Origin of the sequence: Streptomyces sp. NPDC002838, from assembly GCF_040295365.1 — a bacterium.
Taxonomy (GTDB): domain Bacteria; phylum Actinomycetota; class Actinomycetes; order Streptomycetales; family Streptomycetaceae; genus Streptomyces.
Map to the genome: position 1 here is coordinate 74162 of NZ_JBEOVF010000036.1, position 23016 is coordinate 97177.

21 protein-coding genes and 1 pseudogene are annotated in these 23016 nt (G+C 68.9%); 11 read left to right on the forward strand and 11 right to left on the reverse strand.

The genetic code is table 11. From position 1 onward, the window contains the following. The first annotated feature begins 82 nt into the window (after window positions 1-82). Entirely contained in the window at window positions 83-295 is a 213-nt protein-coding gene (locus tag ABT063_RS35425) for a hypothetical protein (RefSeq protein ID WP_351064220.1), read from the forward strand. Window positions 296-647: 352 nt separating this feature from the next. On the opposite strand, the gene ABT063_RS35430 is transcribed toward ABT063_RS35425, so the two are convergent. From ABT063_RS35430 to dnaK, 3 genes are all read right to left on the reverse strand, one after another. Further along, window positions 648-785, reverse strand: coding sequence for a hypothetical protein (locus ABT063_RS35430; RefSeq protein ID WP_351064222.1), 138 nt, complete (start codon window positions 783-785; stop codon window positions 648-650). 115 nt (window positions 786-900) lie between these two features. Continuing rightward, window positions 901-1482, reverse strand: coding sequence for a nucleotide exchange factor GrpE (grpE, locus tag ABT063_RS35435; protein ID WP_351064224.1), 582 nt, complete (start codon window positions 1480-1482; stop codon window positions 901-903). Continuing rightward, window positions 1479-3368: a molecular chaperone DnaK gene (dnaK, locus tag ABT063_RS35440; protein WP_351064226.1), complete on the reverse strand. Its 1890-nt coding sequence runs from the start codon at window positions 3366-3368 to the stop codon at window positions 1479-1481. The genes grpE and dnaK overlap by 4 nt, the downstream gene beginning before the upstream one ends. 356 nt (window positions 3369-3724) lie before the next feature. On the opposite strand from dnaK, the gene ABT063_RS35445 reads away from it, so the two are divergent. Then, the gene (locus ABT063_RS35445) at window positions 3725-4474 is read left to right on the forward strand and encodes an SOS response-associated peptidase (protein ID WP_351064227.1); all 750 of its coding nucleotides are present in this window, start codon (window positions 3725-3727) and stop codon (window positions 4472-4474) included. 436 nt (window positions 4475-4910) lie between these two features. Here the strand turns inward: ABT063_RS35445 and ABT063_RS35450 are convergent. Beyond that, window positions 4911-5267, reverse strand: a pseudogene (locus tag ABT063_RS35450) (DUF4396 domain-containing protein). 195 nt (window positions 5268-5462) lie between these two features. Between ABT063_RS35450 and ABT063_RS35455 the strand changes: the two are divergent. Then, on the forward strand, window positions 5463-7337 hold the full coding sequence (locus ABT063_RS35455; protein WP_351064229.1) for an LVIVD repeat-containing protein: 1875 nt from the start codon (window positions 5463-5465) through the stop codon (window positions 7335-7337). Window positions 7338-7785: 448 nt separating this feature from the next. Here the strand turns inward: ABT063_RS35455 and ABT063_RS35460 are convergent, their stop codons facing one another. Together ABT063_RS35460 and ABT063_RS35465 are read right to left on the reverse strand one after the other, a co-directional pair. Next, the gene (locus tag ABT063_RS35460) at window positions 7786-8319 is read right to left on the reverse strand and encodes a TerD family protein (RefSeq protein WP_351064231.1); all 534 of its coding nucleotides are present in this window, start codon (window positions 8317-8319) and stop codon (window positions 7786-7788) included. A gap of 161 nt (window positions 8320-8480) precedes the next feature. Continuing rightward, a complete protein-coding gene (locus tag ABT063_RS35465; protein WP_351064273.1) occupies window positions 8481-9731 on the reverse strand; it encodes a lactonase family protein in 1251 nt (416 codons plus the stop codon). Between the two features lie 236 nt (window positions 9732-9967). Between ABT063_RS35465 and ABT063_RS35470 the strand changes: the two genes are divergently transcribed. Then, the gene (locus ABT063_RS35470; RefSeq protein ID WP_351064233.1) at window positions 9968-10618 is read left to right on the forward strand and encodes a hypothetical protein; all 651 of its coding nucleotides are present in this window, start codon (window positions 9968-9970) and stop codon (window positions 10616-10618) included. A 27-nt stretch (window positions 10619-10645) separates the two neighbouring features. Here the strand turns inward: ABT063_RS35470 and ABT063_RS35475 are convergent, their stop codons facing one another. Next, window positions 10646-10975, reverse strand: a complete 330-nt coding sequence (locus ABT063_RS35475; protein WP_351064235.1) for a TfoX/Sxy family protein — start codon at window positions 10973-10975, stop codon at window positions 10646-10648. A gap of 312 nt (window positions 10976-11287) precedes the next feature. On the opposite strand from ABT063_RS35475, the gene ABT063_RS35480 reads away from it, so the two are divergent. Further along, window positions 11288-12025, forward strand: coding sequence for a flavodoxin family protein (locus ABT063_RS35480; protein WP_351064237.1), 738 nt, complete (start codon window positions 11288-11290; stop codon window positions 12023-12025). Between the two features lie 81 nt (window positions 12026-12106). Here the strand turns inward: ABT063_RS35480 and ABT063_RS35485 are convergent, their stop codons facing one another. The 3 genes from ABT063_RS35485 to ABT063_RS35495 form a co-directional block, all read right to left on the reverse strand. Then, window positions 12107-13405, reverse strand: a complete 1299-nt coding sequence (locus ABT063_RS35485) for an ArsB/NhaD family transporter (RefSeq protein WP_351064239.1) — start codon at window positions 13403-13405, stop codon at window positions 12107-12109. A 108-nt stretch (window positions 13406-13513) separates the two neighbouring features. Continuing rightward, window positions 13514-13693, reverse strand: a complete 180-nt coding sequence (locus ABT063_RS35490; protein ID WP_351064241.1) for a hypothetical protein — start codon at window positions 13691-13693, stop codon at window positions 13514-13516. Then, window positions 13680-14915, reverse strand: coding sequence for a cation:proton antiporter (locus ABT063_RS35495; protein ID WP_351064242.1), 1236 nt, complete (start codon window positions 14913-14915; stop codon window positions 13680-13682). The genes ABT063_RS35490 and ABT063_RS35495 overlap by 14 nt, the downstream gene beginning before the upstream one ends. 353 nt (window positions 14916-15268) lie before the next feature. On the opposite strand from ABT063_RS35495, the gene ABT063_RS35500 reads away from it, so the two are divergent. From ABT063_RS35500 to kdpC, 6 genes are all read left to right on the forward strand, one after another. After that, window positions 15269-16642, forward strand: coding sequence for a TrkH family potassium uptake protein (locus ABT063_RS35500; protein ID WP_351064244.1), 1374 nt, complete (start codon window positions 15269-15271; stop codon window positions 16640-16642). Further along, window positions 16635-17357: a potassium channel family protein gene (locus ABT063_RS35505; RefSeq protein WP_351064245.1), complete on the forward strand. Its 723-nt coding sequence runs from the start codon at window positions 16635-16637 to the stop codon at window positions 17355-17357. The genes ABT063_RS35500 and ABT063_RS35505 overlap by 8 nt, the downstream gene beginning before the upstream one ends. A gap of 204 nt (window positions 17358-17561) precedes the next feature. Then, window positions 17562-17651: a K(+)-transporting ATPase subunit F gene (gene kdpF, locus ABT063_RS35510; RefSeq protein ID WP_351064246.1), complete on the forward strand. Its 90-nt coding sequence runs from the start codon at window positions 17562-17564 to the stop codon at window positions 17649-17651. Between the two features lie 8 nt (window positions 17652-17659). Continuing rightward, on the forward strand, window positions 17660-19324 hold the full coding sequence (gene kdpA / locus ABT063_RS35515) for a potassium-transporting ATPase subunit KdpA (RefSeq protein WP_351064247.1): 1665 nt from the start codon (window positions 17660-17662) through the stop codon (window positions 19322-19324). Beyond that, window positions 19321-21459 carry a potassium-transporting ATPase subunit KdpB gene (gene kdpB, locus ABT063_RS35520; RefSeq protein WP_351064249.1) on the forward strand — a complete coding sequence of 713 codons (2139 nt, stop codon included), beginning with the start codon at window positions 19321-19323 and terminating at the stop codon, window positions 21457-21459. Before kdpA ends, kdpB begins: the two co-directional genes overlap by 4 nt. A gap of 5 nt (window positions 21460-21464) precedes the next feature. Beyond that, window positions 21465-22076 (forward strand): potassium-transporting ATPase subunit KdpC, encoded by a 612-nt coding sequence (gene kdpC, locus ABT063_RS35525; RefSeq protein ID WP_351064251.1) that lies wholly within the window; start codon window positions 21465-21467, stop codon window positions 22074-22076. A 124-nt stretch (window positions 22077-22200) separates the two neighbouring features. On the opposite strand, the gene ABT063_RS35530 is transcribed toward kdpC, so the two are convergent. Then, a complete protein-coding gene (locus tag ABT063_RS35530) occupies window positions 22201-22683 on the reverse strand; it encodes a CBS domain-containing protein (protein WP_351064252.1) in 483 nt (160 codons plus the stop codon). Window positions 22684-23016 lie beyond the last annotated feature (333 nt).

Below are 23016 nucleotides of genomic sequence, written 5' to 3' on the forward strand. Positions count from 1 at the left end.
GCGGTCGCCATCAGGGACGTCTTGCCTACGGGTGGCGGCGGTCAGGATGCAGATGCCGTGGACCGCGGGTCAGGCTGGAGTCATGTCTGAGCGCCGTGTGATCGTTTTCCCGCCGTCCGAGACCGGAGGCCGCCAGGTGGACGTCGACGGAGAAATTCTCGGCACCGCGTACAGCCTGCACGACCTGACCACGCTCCTGCGGAACGCCGGTCTGCCGAACTGGGACGAGGTGGACGTCGCCGAGTCGGGGCTCATCGAGTGGCACGGGGGAGGACCGGAGGTGTGGAAGCCATGAGAGGGTCCCGCGACGCGCGACGGGTGCCGTCAACCTCGTGAACGATGCCGAGCCAGGATGGCGGAGGTCCAGATCATGCCGACCATCTGTTCCGCCGTCGCCTCACCGGCACCTCGGTCCAGGTTGTCCGGCGATCCTTCCACCGGCCGGGCGGGTGGGTATGCGGGCGCGGCGCCATGAGGCAGACCGGCGGTCCGGTCGAGCGGGGACTTCCTCACAGCATGCCTCTCCTTCGATCACGGCCGACGCCTGCGGCGGTGGCACGCTACCCGCCCTTGTCCGCCCCACCCGGCACAGACGACACCGCGACCCGGCGCGATTCACCCCATCGGCCGTCCCCGCCGTCTGTTTCCTACTCGGAATCCTCGTCCCGGACCTGGTAGGTCCTCGTCCAGGTGGCCCCACAGCGGCAGGAGAAGTGCTCCACGAGCTCACCGCTCTCGGTGACTCCCGGACCCTTGTTGATGCGGACGTGCACATGCTCGGACATGGGCGGACTTCCTTCCCGCGAGCCCGCCGACCGGGCGACAGGCTGAAAGCCACATCCTCCGCACACTGGGCAAAGCTCGCATAGGAGCCGCGTCACATTCGCATGGACAGGGAGGCTAGTCGGCCGGCGGCTCGGTGACCTCTGCCTGCGCGGGCCGAAGCAACTGGTCGCCGACTCGGTAGCCGGGGCGGAGGATCGTGGTGCAGGTGGGCCGGTCGACGTGGTCGGCGCGGGTGCAGGAGACGGCCTCGTGCAGGGCCGGGTCGAAAGGGTCTCCCGGAGTGCCGACGGTTTCCAGGCCCAGCGTCGTGAGTTCGGTCTCCAGTACGTCGGCGACCTGCTGGAAACCGCCGGTGACCTCACCGTGCTTGCGGGCCTCGTCCAGCGCGTCGAGCACGGGGAGGAGACCGGCGAGCACGTTGGCCACCGCTATCTCGCCGACCGAGCGGCGGTCGCGGCGGACCCGTTTGCGGTAGTTGTCGTACTCGGACTTCAGCCGCTGCAGGTCCGCCGTCCGCTCGCGCAGCAGGTTCCGCAGCAGATCGGTCTCGGAGGGGGCCGCCGCGGCCTGCGGGGCGGACTCGATGTCGCCGCGTCGCCGCGGCTCCAGGGTCCCCTCCGTCTTCCGCCGGTCCTCGCTCCGGACGATCGTCAGCGGATGTTCGCCAGGTCGGTGGGTCCCGCCGGGACGGCTCATCCGGCACCCTCCTGCCGCTTGTCGTCATCGACGATCTCCGCGTCGACGACGTCCTCGTCCTCCTGGCCAGTGTCACCTGCCGCGGTGCCGCCCGCACCGCCGCCGGCGGCGGTCTGCTGACCCTGTGCCTGGGCGTACATGGCGGTGCCGACCTTCTGGGCCGCCGCCATCACCTTCTCCGTCGCCTGGCGCAGGGCAGCCGTGTTGTCGCCGTCGGCCGGCTGGGCCTTGAGGGTCTCCTTGAGCTCCGACAGCGCGCTCTCGACCTCGCCCTTCACGTCCGTGGGGATCTTGTCGGCGTTGTCGGCGAGCAGCCGCTCGGTCTGGTAGGCGACCTGCTCGGCCTGGTTGCGGGTCTCGGCGGCCTCCCGCCGGCGCCGGTCCTCCTCGGCGTGCTGGTCGGCCTCGCGCATCATGCGGTCGATGTCCTGCTTCGGCAGGGCGGAGCCGCCGGTGACCGTCATGCGCTGCTCCCGGCCCGTGCCGAGGTCCTTCGCGGTGACGTGCATGATGCCGTTGGCGTCGATGTCGAAGGAGACCTCGATCTGCGGGACGCCGCGCGGCGCCGGGGGCAGACCGGTCAGCTCGAACATCCCGAGCCTCTTGTTGTACGCCGCGATCTCGCGCTCGCCCTGGTAGACCTGGATCTGCACGGACGGCTGGTTGTCCTCGGCCGTCGTGAAGATCTCCGAACGCCTGGTCGGGATCGTCGTATTGCGCTCGATCAGCTTCGTCATGATGCCGCCCTTGGTCTCGATGCCGAGGGACAGCGGGGTGACGTCGAGCAGCAGGACGTCCTTGACCTCGCCCTTGAGGACACCGGCCTGCAGGGCGGCGCCCACGGCCACGACCTCGTCCGGGTTGACGCCCTTGTGCGGGTCCTTGCCGGTCAGCTCCTTCACCAGCTCCGTGACGGCAGGCATGCGGGTCGAACCGCCCACCAGGATCACGTGGTTGATGTCGGCCAGCTTGATCCTGGCGTCCTTGACGGCCTGGTGGAAGGGGCCCTTGCAGCGCTCCAGCAGGTCCGCGGTCAACTGCTGGAACTGGGCCCGGGTGAGCTTCTCCTCCAGGTGCAGCGGACCCTCGGCGGACGCGGTGATGTAGGGCAGGTTCACCGTGGTCTCGGTGGACGACGACAGCTCGATCTTCGCCCGTTCGGCGGCCTCCCGCAGCCGCTGCACCGCCATCTTGTCCTTGGTCAGGTCCACGCCGTAGTTGTTCTTGAACTGCTTGGCGAGGTGATCGACGATCCGCTGGTCCCAGTCGTCACCGCCCAGGTGCGTGTCGCCGTTGGTGGCCTTGACCTCGACCACGCCCTCGCCGATCTCGAGGAGCGACACGTCGAAGGTGCCGCCGCCCAGGTCGAAGACGAGGATGGTCTGGTCGTTCTCCTTGTCCAGCCCGTAGGCCAGGGCCGCGGCCGTCGGCTCGTTGATGATGCGCAGCACCTTCAGGCCGGCGATCTCCCCGGCCTCCTTGGTCGCCGTGCGCTGGGAGTCGTTGAAGTACGCCGGTACGGTGATGACCGCCTCGTGGACGTCCTCGCCCAGGTACGCCTCCGCGTCCCGCTTGAGCTTCTGCAGCACCCGTGCGGAGATCTCCTGGGCGGTGTACCGCTTGCCGTCGATGCTTCCCGTCTCCGGGAAGTGCCACTGAGCCTCGCCCACGTGGCGCTTGACGGAGCGCACGGTGCGCTCCACGTTGGTGACGGCCTGGCGCTTGGCCACCTCACCGACCAGCACTTCGCCGCTCTTGGCGAAGGCGACCACCGACGGGGTCGTCCGCGAGCCCTCCGTGTTGGTGACGACGGTCGGCTCCCCGCCCTCCAGCACGCAGACCACCGAGTTCGTCGTGCCGAGGTCGATTCCCACTGCACGTGCCATGGTCCTCTCCTCCATCTGCGTCCTAAGAAGTGAATAAGAACTAACGCCCTGAATTGTCAAGAAATTCCGTTTTCTGCCTGTTGTTTCCGTACGGCGGTGGCGGGCGCCTTGGTGACGGGCGGAAGGTAGTCGCCCACGAGCGTCCGGTCCCACCAGGCGCCCGTCGAGGAGGGCGACGAGGAAGGCCGGGAGCCAGGGCGCGGCGTGCGCGGGGGAGCGGGCGGCGAACCACATCAGCCAGTCCAGCCGCAGGAAACGCCACGAGGCAGAGCACGGCCAGGGTGGTGAGAGTGGTTGCCCCATGACACGCATCCGACGGCGTGCCGCCCCGGCGCCTCCGGTGGCACAGTGGCGGTATGTGCGGCCGGTACGTCTCCACCCGTAGCCCGGAGGACCTGGTTCAGCTGTTCCGGGTCACCGAATGGCGCCCGGAGGAGGAACTGGAGCCGAACTGGAACGTCGCCCCGACCGACGACGTGTGGGCCGTCCTCGAGCGCACCCCGCGCGACAAGCAGGAGGCCGCGTCGGTGCGCAGGGAGCTGCGGCCGCTGCGCTGGGGCCTGGTGCCGTCCTGGGCGAAGGACACGAAGATCGGCTCCCGGATGATCAACGCACGCGTCGAGACCGTGCACGACAAGCCCGCCTTCCGCCGCGCGTTCGTCAAGCACCGCTGCCTGCTGCCGGCCGACGGCTTCTACGAGTGGCAGCAGATCAAGGGCAGGGGCAGGGGCAGGGGCAAGGCCCGCAAGCAGCCCTACTTCATCCATCCCGACGACGAGCAGGTGATGGCGCTCGCCGGGCTGTACGAATACTGGCGCGACCCGGCGGTGAAGCGGGACGACGACCCCGCCGCCTGGCTGATGACCTGCACCGTCCTCACCACCGAGGCCACCGACGCGGCCGGCCGCGTCCACCCCCGCATGCCACTCGCCCTCACGCCCGATCACTACGGCGCCTGGCTCGACCCCCACCACCAGGACCCGGACGAACTGCGCGCACTGCTGACCCAGCCGGCGAACGGCCACCTGCGGGCCCGGCCCGTCTCCACCGCCGTCAACAACGTCCACAACAACGGCCCCGAGCTCCTGGACGAGGTCGCTGAGTAGCCAGGGGCGGCAGCGGCAGAGGGTCTACCCGTCGGCTCGGCTCATGGCAGAGCCCGGCCTGCTGCGGGTCGCCGCAACCCGCACACGCGAGGCCCCGGACTGGCGGGCTCGGCGCGGTTCGTCGTGGGGGACGTGGTCCGGGTCTGCCGTCCCGGGGGAGTGATCGCCGTGCCTTCCTGGACGCCTGACGGTGTGATGGGCCGGATCGCCCCACTGTCCTCGCCCACCTGGACGACCCGCCACAGGCCCCGTCCCCGACCCGCTGGGGGGCGAGCCCGCACGCGTGCACGCGGCCGCTGGGACCAAGCGCGGGCCGCCCGGCCGCGCTGTTCCACGACGACAACCAGGCCGACGACGGCAGCCTCCGGCTGAACGCTCCGTACCTGCTGCTTCCTCCAGGGCGCCCTGACCCGCGTGCTGCTCGGGCGGCGGCTTGTCAGTGGTAGGCGTGGACGACCGCGTGGCCCTTGCCGCGGCCGATCATCCACTTGTTCACGGGCGTGGTGATCAGGAAGGCGACCGCGACCCGCCCAGGAGGGCGGACCAGAACAGCCCGTCGGAAAGGTGGTGTCGGCGGCGAGGGCCACCCTGATCGCGGTCTTGAAGTCCGGGCCGGCCCGGCGCACGGCGAACAGCGTGAACGAGTAGCCGAACACGAAGGCGAGCGTGATCGCGAGGGCCATGGTCGGCACATTGCCCCGCAGCAGGGCGGTGCCGATGACCATCCGAGGATCTCGCCGATGGCGCACCCCGTCAGGCAGTGCAGCGTCGCCTTGTGGTCCATGACCTTCATCCCTGTTGGGGTACGAGGCCAGGATCGGTTTTCGATGTTTCCCGGGACTCTCCTGCACGTTGTCTCCTCAACTTCCCTGCGATACAGGCACATTGAAGACCGGGCACTCGCTTGAAGCATCAAGTACCTTGCCGTTGCCGGTCGTTCGAACCGGCACACGCCTCGGGGGACTGACCAGTCCCGAGTGGAGGATCCATGCACAACGGCCACAGACGGGCCGCCACCAGCCTCGTCACAGCGATCGCCCTCGCTGTCACCGGCCTCGCCGGCACCGCGTACGGACACGGCGTCCCCGCCGCGGACGACGCTGTCGACAACGGCGCCGCCCATGACCACGACCACCAGCACGGCGGCGAGGAGGGGCACCTCCCGGCCACCGACAAGAACGTCCGCCTCATCAGCAAGCTGAAGCTGCCGAACGTCACCGAAGGCAAGATCGCCGACGTCGACGTCTACAAGGGATACGCCTACCTCGCCTCCTGGGGCGGCGTGGGCTGCGACAACACCGGCGTACACGTCGTCGACATCCGCAAGCCCAGCAAGCCGAAGGTCGCCGGCTTCATCCCGGCTCCGGTCGGCAGTGCTCCCGGCGAGGGCATCCAGACCGTCCGCCTGTCCACGCCCGCCTTCACCGGCGACGTCCTCGTCAGCAACAACGAGGTCTGCGGTGACGGCGGCGTCGGCGGCATGAACCTCTACGACGTCACCGATCCCGCCAAGCCCAAAGTGCTGGCCGAGGGCGTCGGCGACTTCACCCTGGGCGGCGAGCAGTCCGAGAAGGCCAACGACATCCACAGCGTCTTCGCCTGGGACGCCGGCGACAAGGCGTACGCCATGATCGTCGACAACCAGGAAGCCGCCGACACCGACATCATGGACATCACCGATCCGGCGAAGCCGCGACTCGTCGCGGAGTACGACCTGACGGAGACGTTCCCGCAGATCGTGCAGGCGGCGCCGGAGAACCTGGGGGAGATCTTCCTCCACGACATGGTGGTCAAGAAGATCCGCGGCCGCCAGGTGCTGCTGGCCTCGTACTGGGACGGCGGCTACATAGCCGTCGACGTGACCGACCCGAAGAACATCACGTACCTCGGCGACACCGACTTCACCGACCCCGACCCCGAGGCCGCCGAGAGCGGACTCGACGTGGCGCCCGAAGGCAACGCCCACCAGGCCGAGTTCACCCTCGACAACCGCTTTGTCATCGCCTCCGACGAGGACTTCGCCCCGTACCAGGTCTCGGCCCGCAACACCGACGACGACACCACCGTCAACGCCACACAGGGCATCGCTCTGAAAGAAGAGCAGACCGTCACCGGCGGCACCACGTACGTCGGCCTCGCTTGCCATGGTGGCCCGGCCGTCCCTCCGGGCGACCCCGCCGCCATGGACATCGCCGTCGTCGAACGTGGCTCCCACGTCGAAGGCGGCGTGTGCACCTACAGCGAGAAGGTCGCCAACATCGAGGCGGCCGGCGGCTACGACGCCGTCCTCGTCGTCAACCGCACCGGCACCGACGCCTGCGACAGCCAGGCCGGCATGATCGCCGAGGGCAACCTGCCCACCTTTGGCGTCTCCCCGCGCGGCCAGGGCTTCGCCGTCTTCGACCAGCCCTACGACAACGACGCCTGCCTAGCCGGAACCGGCCCGGCCACCCTGCCGGTGGACATCGGCACCAAGGGCGACCGGCTCACCTTCTCCTCCTTCTTCGACGGCTGGGGCTACGTGCACCTGTACCGCAACGAGCGCGGGAAGATGACCGAGCTGGACACCTACGCCATCGACGAGGCGCACGACCCGGAGTACGCCTCCGGCTTCGGTGACCTGTCGATCCACGAGGTTGCCACCTCCCAGGTGCGGCCCGACCTCGCGTACTTCTCCTACTACGCGGGCGGCTTCCGAGTCGCGAAGGTCAAGCACGACAAGCTCGTCGAGGTCGGCCGCTTCATCGACGAGGACGGCAGCAACTTCTGGGGCGTCCAGGCCTTCAAACACTTCGGAAGGGAGTACGTCGCCGCCTCCGACCGCGACTACGGGCTCTACATCTTCCAGTACACCGGCCGCTGAACACTGAATGTGAAGCAGAACGGGCCCCGGAACCGATTCACGTCGGCTCCGGGGCCCACCCCTGCCTTCGGCACGGCCCGCCTCAGGCGACGACATCGTCCATTCCACACGGACCGACCCCGACTCGGACCTGGGGCACAGCCCGGCCCAACGCGCCGAACAGGCCCGCCAAGGTGGCAAGCCGGGCCTGTCGCAGCACCTGCGCGAGGTGGCCAAGGCGCCGGTGGAGGAAGAGCTGGACCGCTGAAGCGACACGGTGGCCCGAGAACCAGCACACGGCAAGGAGCGCTCTCTCATGATGAGCAGGTCTTCCAGGCGCTGAGCCAAGCGCAGCAGGACCACCAGGGTGAGGCCGTTCACCTGGGACCTCGGTTCGAGATCAAGCCGCGCCTGTGATTCCCACGGTGAAGGCAGGACCGCCGTCCAGGCTCCACCTGTTCCGTCCCGGTCAGGGCCGCGCGGCGCTGCCCATCTCCGCGGTGAAGAGCACAGGATCGCTGTCGAACCCTCGGATCATCTCGTGGAACTCCCACGCTCCGGCGGCATCCCTGGTGAACTCCGCGACCGTCCCGGCGGTGGAACCGGCGATCTGCGCAAAGTCGTTCTGCAACAGTTCCTTGTAGCCCTCGACGACCAGAACTCCGGCGTTCGATATGTCACCGAAGGTCTTGGGACCGCTGTTCTGGTGGATCGCCACGCCCACGACCACCCGTGAGAAGGAGGACGCGAGGCGATCGAGCTCCAGGGTCATCGTTTCGACGTAGCCGAAGCCCTGACCGGTCTGGCTGTGCCGGCTCATGTTGATGGTGCCGTCCGGTGAGCGGCTGTCGTAGTGGACGACGTACACCGGCTGCCCATAGAAGTCGTCCGCCGAGTAGGTCGCGGCGATGATGTCGAGATGATGAGGTTGCCGATTCCAGGGACTCGGGTCCCACTTGAGCCGCACCTCGGCCTTCCCCATGCCCTGGCTGTCGCTGCTCACCGGACTGCCGCCTTTCCCGTGTCGAGCCCTCACGGGATGGTCCCCGCATGGCAAGTATGGCTCTCGGGCATCCTGCTGAAGCCATGGCTTGCCGATTCCTCCGGACCGCCGCGGAACTCCTCCGTGCCTCGAAAGGGCCCTCCGCGACGGTCGTCTCCGTGTCAGACGGCGGCGATGCCCTCCATTCCGGACTCGTCGAAGGCGGGCAGGCCGTCGGCTGTCGTGACCTTGGTGAGGGCGCCGTCGGCTTCGACGCGGAAGCCGTCGACGGTGCCGGAGACGGCGTTCTGGACGTAGACGAACTTCTCGTCCTCGGTCACGGCGAGGTCGATCACACCCTGCGAGTTGGCTGAGGGCGGGGTGGCGATGCCCACCTCGTTGGTCAGGGCCAACTTGCCTCGCTTGTCCATGCGGTAGCCGGTGACCGTGGAGTTGCCGGTGTTGCCGCCGTAGAAGTAGTTGCCCGCGCGCTCCAGCCAGCACAGGGTCTCCTGGCCGTTGGCCAGCGGCTCCTGAACGACCTTCAGCTTGCCGTCGTGCTTCACCTGGTACGTGGTGACGGTGGACTTCTCGGCCTCGGCGACCAGCATGCGCTTGCCCGCCTTGTCGAAGCTGATCGCGAAGGGCACGCCTCCCGCGGACTTGTTGATGACCGGTTCGGCGACGGCCGGGAGGCCGTTCCGTTTCATCGGGAAGACCTCGACCGTGTTGTTGGACTTGGTGGTGACGACCAGGTTGCGGCCGTCCGGGGTGAACTCGACCTCGCCGGGCGAGCTGGAGAACAGCGGTACGTCCTCGTTGTCCAGGCCCAGGGAACGATGGGACCCCTTCAGCGGCTTCAGCCCCTTGCTGGTGATCTTGAAGCCCTGGACGCTGCCCTCGCCGCCCGCGTTCATGACGTACGCGATCGTGCCGTGCACCGCGACACTGGCGGGGAACTCGCCGCCGGAGTCCACGACGCGCCGGTCCTTCAGCTGCTGTCCCTCGACGCGGAAGGAGGTCACCGTGCCGCTGCCCGCGTTGACGGCCAGCAGCATGCCTGAAGTGTCGTCGTAGACGAGCGAGCCCTGGGAGGCGAGCGAGTCAGTGGGCGCGTCGACCTGGTCGCCGCCCTCGCCGCCGGTCGCGTAGGTCCCCGAGGGACTCAGCCTGCCGTCGTCGTCCCGCGCGAACACATGAATGGTGTTGCCGTCCAGCTCGTTGCCCTGAACGAAGACGGCGTGGTCGGCCCCGGCAGTGCTCTCGGAGTACTGGCTTGCCGAGGCCACGGTCACGGCCACGGTGATCGCCGCCGCGGAGGCGAGGGCCCCGCCGCCGATCACGATGCGCCGTGTCCTGGACTTCGCCCGGTGCCCGCCGCGTATCCCGGCGGGCCGACCCGTGCGGCGGTGGTCCCTGGGGCTGCTGTGCATGGTCACGTCCCGTTCCTCTGTGGCTGCCAAGTGCGGTCCACGGCTGTGGACGGCACCAGAGTGGCCAGAGGGAGCGGTGTGCCGATGCGGAACGATGCTCGCGTCAGACTCTCGTAAGAGAGTCCGGGTGACAGAGAGGCGGGGCTTCCGCGCGTCATCGGCCTGAGGACGGCAAAGGTCTTACGGAACCCTTACGCGGCCGCATCCGGTGGCCTCACGCCCCTACGCTCGCAGGCGTGTTGACCATCCGAAGCATCGCCCTCGTCACCGCCGCCCCACTCGTGCTGGCCGCGGCGGGCATCGCGCATCCGCACGGGCTGTCCCGATCGACGGCCGCGGACTGGGTGCAGTTGCACATAGCGCTGCTGCCGGTCTTTCCCCTGCTCACGGTCGGTCTCCTGGTCCCTCTGTGGCATCGGCCCCGGCTCGGCCTCGTGGGCTTCGCCACCGTGGTGGCCTGGGCGGGTTCCTTCGTCTACGCGGCCTTCTACACCGGTCTCGACGCGGTCGCCGGCATCGGGGCCGGAACCGCGGTCGAGCACGCCGGCGAGACAGCGAGCCTCGGGCCGCTCAAGCGCCCGCTCTACGACACGGGTGAGGCACTCGGGCAGGCCGGTGCCTACGCCCTCATCGGCGCCATCGTGGCCACGGCGGTCGCGCTGTTCCCGAAGTACGGCGCCCGAATCCTGCCCGGCACCACAGTGCTCCTCGCGGCCGGCTGGTCCTTCGTCGACAGTCACATCTTCTGGCCACGCGGCGTATGGACGATGCTCGGCTTCGCCCTGGGCTTCGCGCTGCTCGCCTGGGGGACCGGCAGTAGCGCCCCCACCGGCGAGGGCGGCGTGCTTCCCCGCCGTCAAGCCGGCGATCACGGTACTGAAGGGTGACGCATCCCGGTGCGGCGCTCCCGGTGACTACTTGGGCGGCAGGCTCTCGGCGAAGGCGCGTCCCTCGTCGATCCACGCGCCGAGGGCGTCATCCTCCGTGAGAGTGGCCCCGGCGACGAGGATCCAGCCGCGCATCGGGCGGCCGGTCATGTCGAAGACACGTGTGCCGGGCCGGGCCAGGGCCGCGTCGGTGTTGTCGGGGCCGACCCGCACCATGAGATCGTCGCCGCTCACGCCCACGGCCATGTTGCCGCGGTGCAGGAAGGCGATCCCCCCGAACATGCGCTTCTCCGTGACATCCGGATCAGCGCCCAGCCGTTGTCTGACTCGTTCAGCCAGTCCTTCGTCGTACGCCATGAAGCTTCCTCCCAGGGTCTGGTGAGCCTGTGCTCGATGTCGCGCAGGTCCTTGCCGACGCCGGACACGTCGATCGTCATCGTGCTGCTTTGTCCTCCGCAGGCCGGAACGCGGGACCCTGCTGCCGCGTCCAGGATCCCCGCGGCAGGAGGCGAGCGCACGACGACCTGCCGGTTGCCAGGGGAAAGCACCGTCGTGCCGGTGCGTCGCAGCGGGACAGCGCGCGAATTCCACGAGAGGCTGCCGCCGGAGCGGCGGGGGATTCCGTCTCCCCGCCCTCGGCCCTGTCCGCTCTCCACCCCGGAGCCCGCCATGGCAGCATCGCCCGCCCCGTCGACTGAGGACGGCTACCGCTTCGACGACCTGCGCGCACTCTTCATCAACTGCACGCTCAAGCCGTCCCCCCAGCTCAGCCACACCCAAGGACTCATCGACAAGAGCCGGGCCATCATGGACGCGCGTGGGGTGACCACGGAGCTCGTCCGCGCGGTCGACCAGGACATCGCGCCGGGCGTCTACCCGGACATGACCGAGCACGGCTTCGCCACGGACGCCTGGCCCGCACTGTACGAACAGGTGATGGCCGCGGACATCCTGGTGCTGGCCGGGCCCATCTGGCTGGGTGACAACAGCTCGGTCACCAAGCAGGTCATCGAGCGCCCGTACAGCTGCTCCAGCCTGCTGAACCCCGAGGGACAGTACGCCTATTACGGGCGGGTCGGCGGCTGTCTGATCACCGGTAACGAGGACGGTGTCAAGCACTGCGCCATGAACGTCCTCTACAGCCTGCAGCACCTCGGCTACACCGTCCCGCCGCAGGCGGACGCGGGCTGGATCGGCGCCGCGGGCCCCGGTCCCTCGTACCTGGACCCCGATTCGGGCGGCCCGGAGAACGACTTCACCAACCGCAACACCAGCTTCATGACCTGGAACCTGATGCACCTCGCAGCCATGCTCAAACGCGCCGGGGGCATCCCGGCCTACGGCAACCAGCGCTCGGAGTGGGACGCCGGCTGCCGGCCGGGGGCGGACAACCCCGAGCACCGTTGAGCCGGACCGTGGGCCCGGGTCTCTTGGCAGGACTGGGGTACGCCCTGGTGGCGATCGCCATGCCGTACGGGCCGAAGGCCCTCACGCGAGGGCGAAGTAGCGCAGCCACACATACAGCACCGAGAGCGTCACGGTGACGACGGTGACGACCAGGCCGTACTTGGTGAACTGCCAGAAGGTGATGGGCCGGCGGTTGCGTTCGGCGATGCCGAGGACGACGACGTTGGCGCTGGCGCCGATGGCGGTGGCGTTGCCGCCGAGGTCCGCGCCGAGGGCCAGGGCCCACCACATGACGTGGTCACTCCCGCCGCCCATGTGCTGTACCAGGTCGGCGGTGATCGGGGCCATGGTGGCGACGTAGGGGATGTTGTCCACGATGCCGGACAGCACGGCCGAGGCGCTCAGCATCAGCATCGAGCCGCCGAGTTCGTTGTCGCCGATGGCGTCGGCGAGCGACCGGGAGATCTCGCTGATGACGCCGGTCTCGATCAGGCCGCCGATCATGATGAACAGTCCGGCGAAGAAGGCGAGGGTGGGCCACTCGACCTCGGCGAGGACGTCGCCGGTCTCCGCGCTGGAGGCCGCGATGAGCAGGCCCGCGCCGAGCAGGGCGACGACGCTGGGCTCGTAGTGCAGGACCGGGTGGAGCACGAATCCGGCGATGACCAGGACGAGCACCACCAGGCCCTGGACAAGCAGCCGGGGGTCGCGGATGGCCTCGCGCTCCTCCAGCGCCATGACCTCCTCGGCGCGCTTCTCGTCGTAGACGAAGGACTTGCGGAACATCAAGCGGCACAGGACGACGAGCACCACGGTCAGGAAGGCGGACAGCGGGGCGAGGTGGACGAGGAAGTCGTTGAAGGTCAGGCCGGCGCGGCTGGCGATGATGATGTTGGGCGGGTCGCCGACGAGGGTCGCGGTGCCGCCGATGTTGGAGGCCATCACCTCGGCGATCAGGAAGGGGGCGGCGGGCAGGGCGAGCCGCTCGCACACCAGCAGCGTCACCGGGGCGATGAGCAGGACCGTGGTGACGTTGTCGAGCAGCGCGGAGGCCACGGCGGTGATGACGATCAGCATCACCATCACCCGGAAAGGTCTGGCCCGCGCCCGCTTCACGGCCCAGATGGCCAGGTACTCGAACATGCCCGTCTTCTTGAGTACGCCGACGATCATCATCATGCCCATGAGCAGGAAGATGACGTTCCAGTCGATGCCGCTGTGCTCGGAGAAGAAGGCGGACTTGTCGTCGGTCGCGCCGATCGCCAGCATCAGTGCCGCGCCGCCGAGGGCAGCGCCCACGCGGTGGATCTTCTCGCTGATGATCAGGCCGTACGTCGCGACGAAGACGATGATGGCCGCCCAGCTCTGCCAGCCGTTCACGATCCTCCGGTAAGTCGTTCGATCAGGCGGGCGGCCGTCACGGCGCCCGCCCCCATGCCTGGTCGCCGTCGCGTTCGACGACGGCGACCGGTGGGCTGTGGGTGTGCGTCACGAGGGCCGCGATCTGCGTGACGCTCGCGTCCGGCCCGACCGCAGGGGGTCTGAACCTTGGGCGCGGGTCACGGCCGCGACCAGCGGATCCTCCAGCGCCGGCCGCCGGGCCGCGTGCGTGGCGTCCTCGTCGGTGGTCACGTAGGGGTAGGGCTCGGCGAGGTCACGCGCCGACACGGCCGGCCTCCTTCGCGGTACGAGGTGTGGTGTCGCCGTCGGGTACGCCGGCCAGGTCGTCGACGTGGAAGAGGCGGGCGATCGGCACGTCGGTGGAGCTGTGCGCGATGATCGAGGCGGCGATGCACACGGCGATGAGCGTGAACGCCTCCTCACCCTGCGGGATCCCGGCCTGCAGCACCAGCAGCCCGTAGACCACCGACGCGAAGCCCTTCGGGCCGAACCAGGCCGCGACCAGCTTCTCCTGACGGGTGAACCGGGTACCGACCAACGACAGCAGCAGCGAGGCCGGGCGGATCAGCACGATCGCGAGGACCACAACCACGTAACCGCCGAAGGACAGGTCACCGAACAGCTGTGGCGTCAGCAGCGCGCCGAACACCAGCAGGGCCGCGAACTTGGCGAGCTCCGCCAGCGCCTCGCCGAGCGGCTCGAACACCTCCCTCGCCTCGATGGAGCGGGCCGTGAGCACCGCGCCCGCGGAGAACGCGGCGAGGTAGGGGTTGGCGTGCGTGAGGTGGCAGACCGCGTACAGGATCACGCCGATCGCGAGTGGCAGCAGCGGCTGGAGTTTGGGCTCGGCGCCCAGCAGCCGGAACCGTACGAGCTCGATCACGACGTACGGCAGGACGACGCCGAAGACCAGTCCGAGGACCAGTTCCAGCGCGATCATCCCCAGTGAAGCCTCGGCGTGTCCGGAGGTCGGCCCGGCCGCGGCGATCAGGATGAGAACGACCGGCAGGGCGAGCCCGTCGTTGATGCCGCTCTCCACGTTCAGCAACTGCCGCAGCTTCGACGGGACTTCCTTGCGTCCGACGATCGCGGAGGCGAACACCGGGTCGGTGGGCGCGAGGACGGCGCCGACGAGGAAGGACGTCGTCCAGTCCAGGCCCACCAGGAAGTGCGTGATCAGGGCCATCCCGACGAACGCGAGCGGCAAGCCGAGCCCGAGCGCGCGGGCCGGGTTGCGCCAGTTGTCCCGCAGCTTCGGGAAGGAGACGTGCATACCGTCGGTGAACAGCACCGCGAACAGGGCAAGATCGGCTGTCACGGACACGATCTCGCTGTCCGGTGTGATGTGGATCAGCCCGAGGAACCCGTCGCTGACGAGCGCGCCACCGACCAGGAAGAGAAACGACGTCGACAACACGGTCCGGGCCGCGAGGCCCGACAACAGCACCGCTATGAGCAGTGCCACCCCGAAGACCACGACGAGCACCATGACAACGACCCCCGATCAGCGAAGAGAGTTCTCTCAAGACCGCCGACCAGGCTTCCCGGCACACCGCGAGGAACCCTACACGTCCTTGACGCGGCACTGACAGGCTCTTGGCGCGCACTCCGAGGGCCCGAACATTGCCGGACTCCGGCAATGTGCGGGCCGGTCCGATCCGGCATAGCGCCTGGTCGTGCGGCCGTCCTCGTCACCCTGAGCACACTCCGCTTCGGGAGCCGCGACAGGAACACCTGACGCGCGTCCCAGCGGGGTAGTGTGACGGCCGCCCAGGTTTGACGGGCTCCTGGCGAAGTTCATACCAATCCTTGACGAATCGACGTACCCAGGAGAGGCAGCCGGTGGCAGGACGTACCGCGCAGGCGCGCCATTCGCTGTTCACCGCGCACCCCGCACGCACCGTCGTGGTGGCCTTCGCCGCCGCCGTCGCCCTCGGGACCGCACTGCTCGCGCTGCCGATCGCCGCCGAGAACGGTACGGCCACCGGGCTGGTGCCCGCCCTGTTCACGTCCACCTCGGCCGTCTGCGTGACGGGCCTGGCCGTCGTGGACACCGGCACGTACTGGAGCGGCTTCGGCGAGGGTGTGATCCTCGCGCTGATCCAGGTGGGCGGCTTCGGCATCATGACGATGGCGTCCCTGCTCGCCCTGCTGGTCTCCGGCAGGCTGCGCCTGCGGATGCAGCTCACCGCGCAGGCGGAGACCAAGAGCCTGGGCATCGGGGACGTCCGCCGGGTGCTGCTCGGCGTGGCCGGCACCACCCTGATCGTGGAACTCGCGGTCGGCGCCGTCCTCGCCCTGCGCTTCCGCTTCGGCTACGACACCCCCATCGGCGACGCCGTCCATCTCGGCTACTTCCACGCCGTGTCGGCGTTCAACAACGCCGGCTTCGGTCTGCACGCCGACAGCCTCACCCGCTATGCCCACGACCCGTGGGTCGCCCTGCCGATCGCCGTGGCCGTGATCCTCGGCGGCCTCGGCTTCCCCGTGCTCCTGGAACTGCTCCGCCACCGGCGCCGCCGCCGCACCACCGGCCGCCGCAACTGGACCCTGCACACCAGGCTGACCCTGATCACCACCGTCTGCCTGCTCGCCGTCGGCACCCTGCTGACCTGCCTGCTGGAGTGGACCAACTCCCGCACCCTGGGTCTGCACGACTGGCCCGAGAAGCTCCTGAACGGGTTCTTCCACTCCGCGATGACCCGGACCGCGGGCTTCAACTCCCTCGACATCGGAGCGATGCACGCCTCCACGCTCCTGATGACCTGCATGCTCATGTTCATCGGCGGCGGCAGCGCGGGCACCGCCGGCGGCATCAAGGTCACCACGTTCGCGGTGCTGGCCGTCGCGATCATCGCCGAGGTACGCGGCGAACCCAACTCCGCCGTCCTGGGCCGCAGGCTCGCCCCGCACGTCCTGCGCCAGGCCCTGACCGTGGCGCTGCTCGGCGTCGGCCTGGTCATGACCGCCACGCTCGCCCTGCTGAGCATGACCACGCTGCCCTTCGAGGGCGTCCTCTTCGAGGTCGTCTCCGCCTTCGCCACCGTCGGCCTGTCCACCGGCATCACCGCCGACTTCCCCGACGCCGGGCAGCTCGTCCTCGTCCTGCTGATGTTCATCGGCCGCCTCGGCCCGGTCACACTGGTCTCGGCGCTGGCCCTGCGTGAGCGCAAACGCCGCTACGAACTTCCCGAGGAGCGACCCGTCATTGGCTGACTACCTGCGTTTCCTTCGCCGACGCCGCCGCAAGCGCCCGGCCGACCAGCATGCCCGGCACGCCGGCGACCAGCGGGTCGCGGTCATCGGCCTCGGCCGCTTCGGCAGCTCGCTGGCCAACGAACTGATGCGCCGCGGCTGGGACGTCCTCGGCATCGACACCGACGCCCGCCTGGTGCAGAAGTACAGCGACGGCCTGACCCACTCGGCGGTCGCCGACTGCACCGACCCCGGGGTGCTGCACCAGCTCGGCGTCCACGAGTTCACCAGCGCCGTCGTCGGTATCGGCACCGACATCGAGGCCAGCATCCTGGTCAGCTCCAACCTGCTGGAGGCCGAGGTGCCCAACATCTGGGCCAAGGCCATCAGCCGCCAGCACGGCCAGATCCTCGAACGCCTCGGCGTCCACCACGTCGTCCTGCCCGAGCACGAGATGGGCGAACGCGTCGCCCACCTGGTCACCGGCCGGATGCTGGACTTCATCGAGTTCGACGACGACTACGCCCTGGTCAAGACCGTCGCCCCCGACACCATCACCGGCGTCCCGCTCGCCCAGAGCCAGGTCCGCGGCAAGTACGGCATCACGGTCGTCGGCATCAAACGCCCGGGTGAGGACTTCACGTACGCCACCGCCGACACGGTCGTCCAGAAGGGCGACGTCCTCGTGGTCACCGGCAAGACCTACGCGGTGGAGACCTTCGCCGAGCTCAGCTGAGGCGTATGGAGCGCGTCAAAGGTGTCCGGGGTGCCGTAAGGGAGCCGTCAAGGACGGCCGCAGCCGCCGGAAAAGGCGCTTCCCTCTAGAGGTCCGTTCTCCGTACCTCACCCAGGAGCTTGCGATGGCCGACGTGGCCTTCGTCGTCACCACGATCGCGGTGTTCGCGCTGGTGGTTCTCGTCGCCAAGGGGGTGGCGAAGCTGTGACCGCCGAGAACACAGCCGGCCTGGTCGTGGCCGTCGCCCTGCTGGGCTATCTCGTCCTCGCCCTGATCTTCCCGGAGAGGTTCTGAGCACGCCCATGAGCCCCGTCCTTGCCGACGTGCTCCTGGTGACCGCACTCATAGGCGCGCTCGCCCTGGTGCACCGCCCCCTCGGCGACTACATGGCCGCCGTCTACTCCTCCGACAAGCACCTCAGGGTCGAGCGGTGGATCTACCGCTCGGTCGGCGCCAACCCGGACGCGGAGCTGCGCTGGCCCGCCTACCTGCGCGGCGTGCTGGCCTTCTCCGCGGTGAGCGTGCTGTTCCTCTACGTGCTGCAGCGGGTGCAGGACAAGCTGCCGCTGTCCCTCGGCTTCAAGCCGATCAGCCCGGACCAGGCGTTCAACACAGCCGTGTCGTTCGTGTCGAACACCAACTGGCAGTCGTACTCGGGTGAGGCGGCGATGAGCCACGTCACCCAGACCGCCGGGCTGGCCGTGCAGAACTTCGTGTCGGCGGCCGTGGGCATGGCGGTCGCGGTGGCGCTGGTGCGTGGCTTCGCTCGCTCCCGTACCGGGGACCTGGGCAACTTCTGGGCCGACCTGGTGCGGGGTGTCGTCCGCATCCTGCTCCCCATCTCCGTGGTCGCGGCCGTGCTGCTGATCGCGGCCGGTGCCATCCAGAACTTCGGCGACATCCACACCATCACCACGCTGACCGGCGACAAGCAGGCCATCAGCCCCGGCGCGGTCGCCTCCCAGGAGGCCATCAAGGACCTGGGGACGAACGGCGGCGGCTTCTTCAACGCCAACAGTTCGCACCCGTTCGAGAACCCCAACGGCTTCACCAACCTGCTGGAGATCTTCCTGCTGCTGGTGATCCCGTTCTCGCTGCCGCGCACCTTCGGGAAGATGGTCGGCAACGTCAAGCAGGGGTACGCCATCGTCGCCGCCATGGGGATCATCTGGTTCCTCGGTGTGGTCGCGGTGACCTGGATCGAGTACGCCCACCCGGGCACCGCCTCGCAACTGGCGGGCGGCGCGATGGAGGGCAAGGAACAGCGGTTCGGTGAAGGCCCGTCCTCACTGTTCGCGGTGTCGACGACCATGACGTCGACCGGCTCGGTGAACTCCTTCCACGACTCCTTCAGCGGGCTGTCCGGCGGAGTCCTGTTGCTGGGCATGATGCTGGGCGAGATCGCGCCCGGCGGGGTGGGCTCCGGCCTCTACGGCATGCTGGTCATGGCGATCATCGCCGTGTTCATCGCCGGTCTGATGGTCGGCCGTACGCCCGAGTACCTGGGCAAGAAGATCGGCACCCGCGAGATCAAGCTGGCCGCCTGCTACATCCTCATCACCCCCGCCCTGGTGCTGATCGGCACCGCGGTGGCCATGGCCCTGCCGGACGGCAAGGCCGCCATGACGAACATCGGGGCGCACGGCTTCTCCGAGGTGCTCTACGCCTACACCTCGGCGTCCAACAACAACGGCTCCGCCTTCGCGGGCTTCGGCGCCAACACGGACTTCTTCAACACGACGCTGGGCCTGTGCATGGCCCTGGGCCGGTTCCTGCCGATGGTGTTCGTGCTGGCCCTGGCAGGCTCGCTCGCCGAGCAGAAGCCCGTCCCCGTCACCGCGGGCACCCTGCGCACCGAAAAGCCGCTGTTCACCGGCCTGTTGGTCGGCGCCATCATGATCGTCACCGGTCTGACGTTCTTCCCGGCACTCGCGCTGGGACCGCTCGCCGAAGGGCTGGCGGCATGACCACCGACACCGAGAAGCAAGGGGACCCGATGTCCACGGTTACCCCGACCCGGGCACCGCACCAGGACGTACCGACCGGGCACAAGCCGGCCGAAGGCCGCGTCGGCGCCGGCCTGTTCGACCCCAAGCAGCTCGTCAAGTCACTGCCCGACGCCTTCCGCAAGCTCGACCCGCGGGTGATGGTCAAGTCGCCCGTCATGTTCGTGGTGCTGGTCGGCTCGGTGGTCACCACGGTGCTGGCCGTCAAGGAACCGGGGGACTGGTTCGGCTGGGCGATCGCCGCCTGGCTGTGGCTGACCACCGTTTTCGCCAACCTGGCCGAGGCCGTGGCCGAGGGCCGCGGCAAGGCGCAGGCGGACACCCTGCGCAAGGCCAAGACCGACACCGTGGCGCGCCGGCTCGTCGGGGGCTCCGAAGAGCGCGTGCCCGGTACGGAGCTGAGGGTCGGCGACCTCGTCGTGTGCGAGGCCGGCGACATCATCCCCGGCGACGGTGACGTCGTCGAGGGCGTCGCCTCCGTCGACGAGTCGGCGATCACCGGTGAGTCGGCTCCGGTCATCCGCGAGTCCGGCGGTGACCGGTCCGCGGTCACCGGTGGCACGAAGGTGCTGTCGGACCGGATCGTCATCAAGATCACCACGAAGCCGGGCGAGACCTTCATCGACCGGATGATCAACCTGGTCGAGGGCGCGGCCCGGCAGAAGACGCCGAACGAGATCGCGCTGAACATCCTGCTGGCCTCGCTCACCATCGTCTTCCTGCTGGCGGTCGTCACCCTGAAGCCGTTCGCGATCTACGCGGGCGCCGACAAGCAGACCTCGCTGATCGTGCTCACCGCGCTGCTGGTCTGCCTGATCCCGACCACGATCGGCGCCCTGCTGTCGGCGATCGGCATCGCGGGCATGGACCGGCTGGTGCAGCGCAACGTGCTCGCCATGTCCGGCAGGGCGGTCGAGGCAGCGGGCGACGTCTCGACCCTGCTGCTCGACAAGACCGGCACCATCACACTGGGCAACCGGCAGGCCGCCGAGTTCGTGCCCGTCGGGGGCACCACAGAGGCCGAACTGGCCGATGCCGCACAGCTGTCGTCGCTGGCCGACCAGACGCCCGAGGGCCGCTCCGTCGTCGTACTGGCGAAGGAGAAGTACGGGCTGCGCGAGCGGCACCAGGGCGAGCTGACGCACGCCGAGTGGATCGCCTTCACCGCCCAGACCCGTATGTCCGGGGTGGACGTCGACGAGCGCAAGATCCGCAAGGGCGCGGCCGGTTCGGTCGTCGCCTGGGTGCGCGAGCAGGGCGGCACGGTCGCCGAGGACGCCGACGAGATCGCCAACCGCATCTCGGAGGCGGGCGGTACGCCGCTGCTGGTCGCAATCCAGGACGACCAGGGCACCCGAATCCTGGGGGTCATCCACCTCAAGGACGTGGTCAAGGACGGCATGCGCGAGCGGTTCGAGGAGCTGCGCCGCATGGGCATCAAGACGATCATGATCACGGGCGACAACCCGCTGACGGCAAAGGCGATCGCCGAGGAGGCGGGGGTCGACGACTTCCTCGCGGAGGCGACTCCCGAGGACAAGATGGCGCTGATCAAGCGGGAGCAGGCGGGCGGCAAACTGGTCGCGATGACCGGTGACGGTACGAACGACGCGCCCGCGCTGGCCCAGGCGGACGTAGGCGTGGCGATGAACACGGGTACGTCGGCCGCCAAGGAGGCCGGCAACATGGTCGACCTCGACTCCAACCCCACCAAGCTCATCGAGATCGTCGAGATCGGCAAGCAACTCCTCATCACCCGGGGCGCGTTGACGACGTTCTCCATCGCCAACGACGTCGCGAAGTATTTCGCGATCATCCCGGCGATGTTCGCGGTCGCCTATCCGTCGCTCGACAAGCTCAACATCATGAACCTGTCGTCGCCGGAATCGGCGATCCTCTCCGCGGTCGTCTTCAACGCGCTGATCATCGTGGCCCTGGTGCCGCTCGCCCTGAAGGGCGTGCGCTACCGGCCGATGAGCGCCGACCGGATGCTCCGCCGCAACCTCGGGATCTACGGTCTGGGCGGGCTGGTCGTCCCGTTCCTCGGCATCAAGATCATCGATCTGCTCATCTCGCTGATTCCCGGGATCGGGTGAAGGACATGAACACTTCCGTTACGAACACCGCGCGGATGCTGTGGGCGGCCCTGCGCATGCTGCTGGTCCTCACCGTGGTGACGGGCGTCCTCTACCCGCTCCTGGTCACCGGCATCGGCCAACTCGCCTTCCACGACAAGGCCAACGGCTCGATGGCCGAGGTCGACGGCAAGGAGGTCGGCTCCTCGCTGATCGGCCAGAGCTGGAACATCAAGGGCACCGACAAGCCGGACCCCAAGTGGTTCCAGGGACGGCCGTCCCACAGCGGCTACGATCCGCTGGCCACCGGCTCCAGCCAGCTCGGCGCGAGTGACCCCACCCTCGTCGAGCACGTCAAGGCGGCGAAGAAGCAGGTCGCCGAGTTCAACGGCGTCCCCGAGTCCGAGGTGCCCAAGGACGCGGTCACCGGCTCGGCCTCCGCGATCGACCCGGACATCTCGCCGCAGTACGCCGAAATCCAGGTCAGGCGTGTGGCCGAGGCGAACGGCCTGACCGTCGCCCAGGTGGAGAAGCTGGTGAAGGACCACACCCAGGGCCGCACGCTCGGCTTCCTGGACCAGCCGCGCGTCAACGTCCTGGAACTCAACATCGCGCTCAGGGAACTGGCCAGGAACTGATGGCCTTGCGCCGACCTCGGGCTCGGGCTGCCCGACACGAACGGGGTTGACGTGGGCCGCCGCTACCTCGGCCGGTCCGGTGCTCGACCGCTGACCCGCGAGCCGGCCGAGCTACGCGCGCGGATCAGGCGCCGGGCGTACTCAAGGTGCCGGTCCTGCCCAGGAGTTCATGCAGCAGATGCGAGGCGGTGATGACGCCCAGCAGATGCGTGCCGGCCTTGTCCTTCTCGGCCACCGCCACCAGCGGGCTGCGCACCTGTGCCATCAACGCGGCGACCTCCAGGGCGGTGTCGTCCGGGTCGGCGATCGGCGGCGGGACCGCCGTACGCGAGAGGCAGTCACCGACACGGCGGCCGGACAGGGCCTCGCACAGCCGGTCGGCGTGCCGCTCATCGACCACCGCGGCGAGCGTGGGGTCCTCGATGACGTAGGCGGGAACCAGCACCTTGATCATCTGAGAGGCCGGCAGGATGGCCTTCGGCTCCCCGCGCTCATCGAGGACGAGCAGCCCGGGCAGCTGGTGCTCGGCCATCAACCGGGCCGCGTCCAGGGCGTCGCTGTCGACGCTCACCGACTCGTATTCCACCGCCAGATCACGTGCGCGCACTGTCAGCTCCTCATCTGCTGAAACGTCCCCGGGACCCAGCGTCGTACGCGTCCCGCCCCGGCGCCAGATCACCGCACGGAAACATACGCAGCCTATGCGCTGTCCCCGAGGACGTTGGCCTTACGGTTCGGTGACTCGGCCTGCGGTGTCCTTGAGGCGCGGCACCACCGGTCACCACCCCGTACGCGGACAGGATGTCGGGCATGCGCCGGAAGGAGGTGAGCTGGCCGAGGGCCATCGCCGTGTACACCGCACCGAGCGCGATCCGCAGCACCATGGTCCGACCGTAGGTCCCCCGGCCGGACGGGAACTGTAAGCGCGCTCACCGAAACG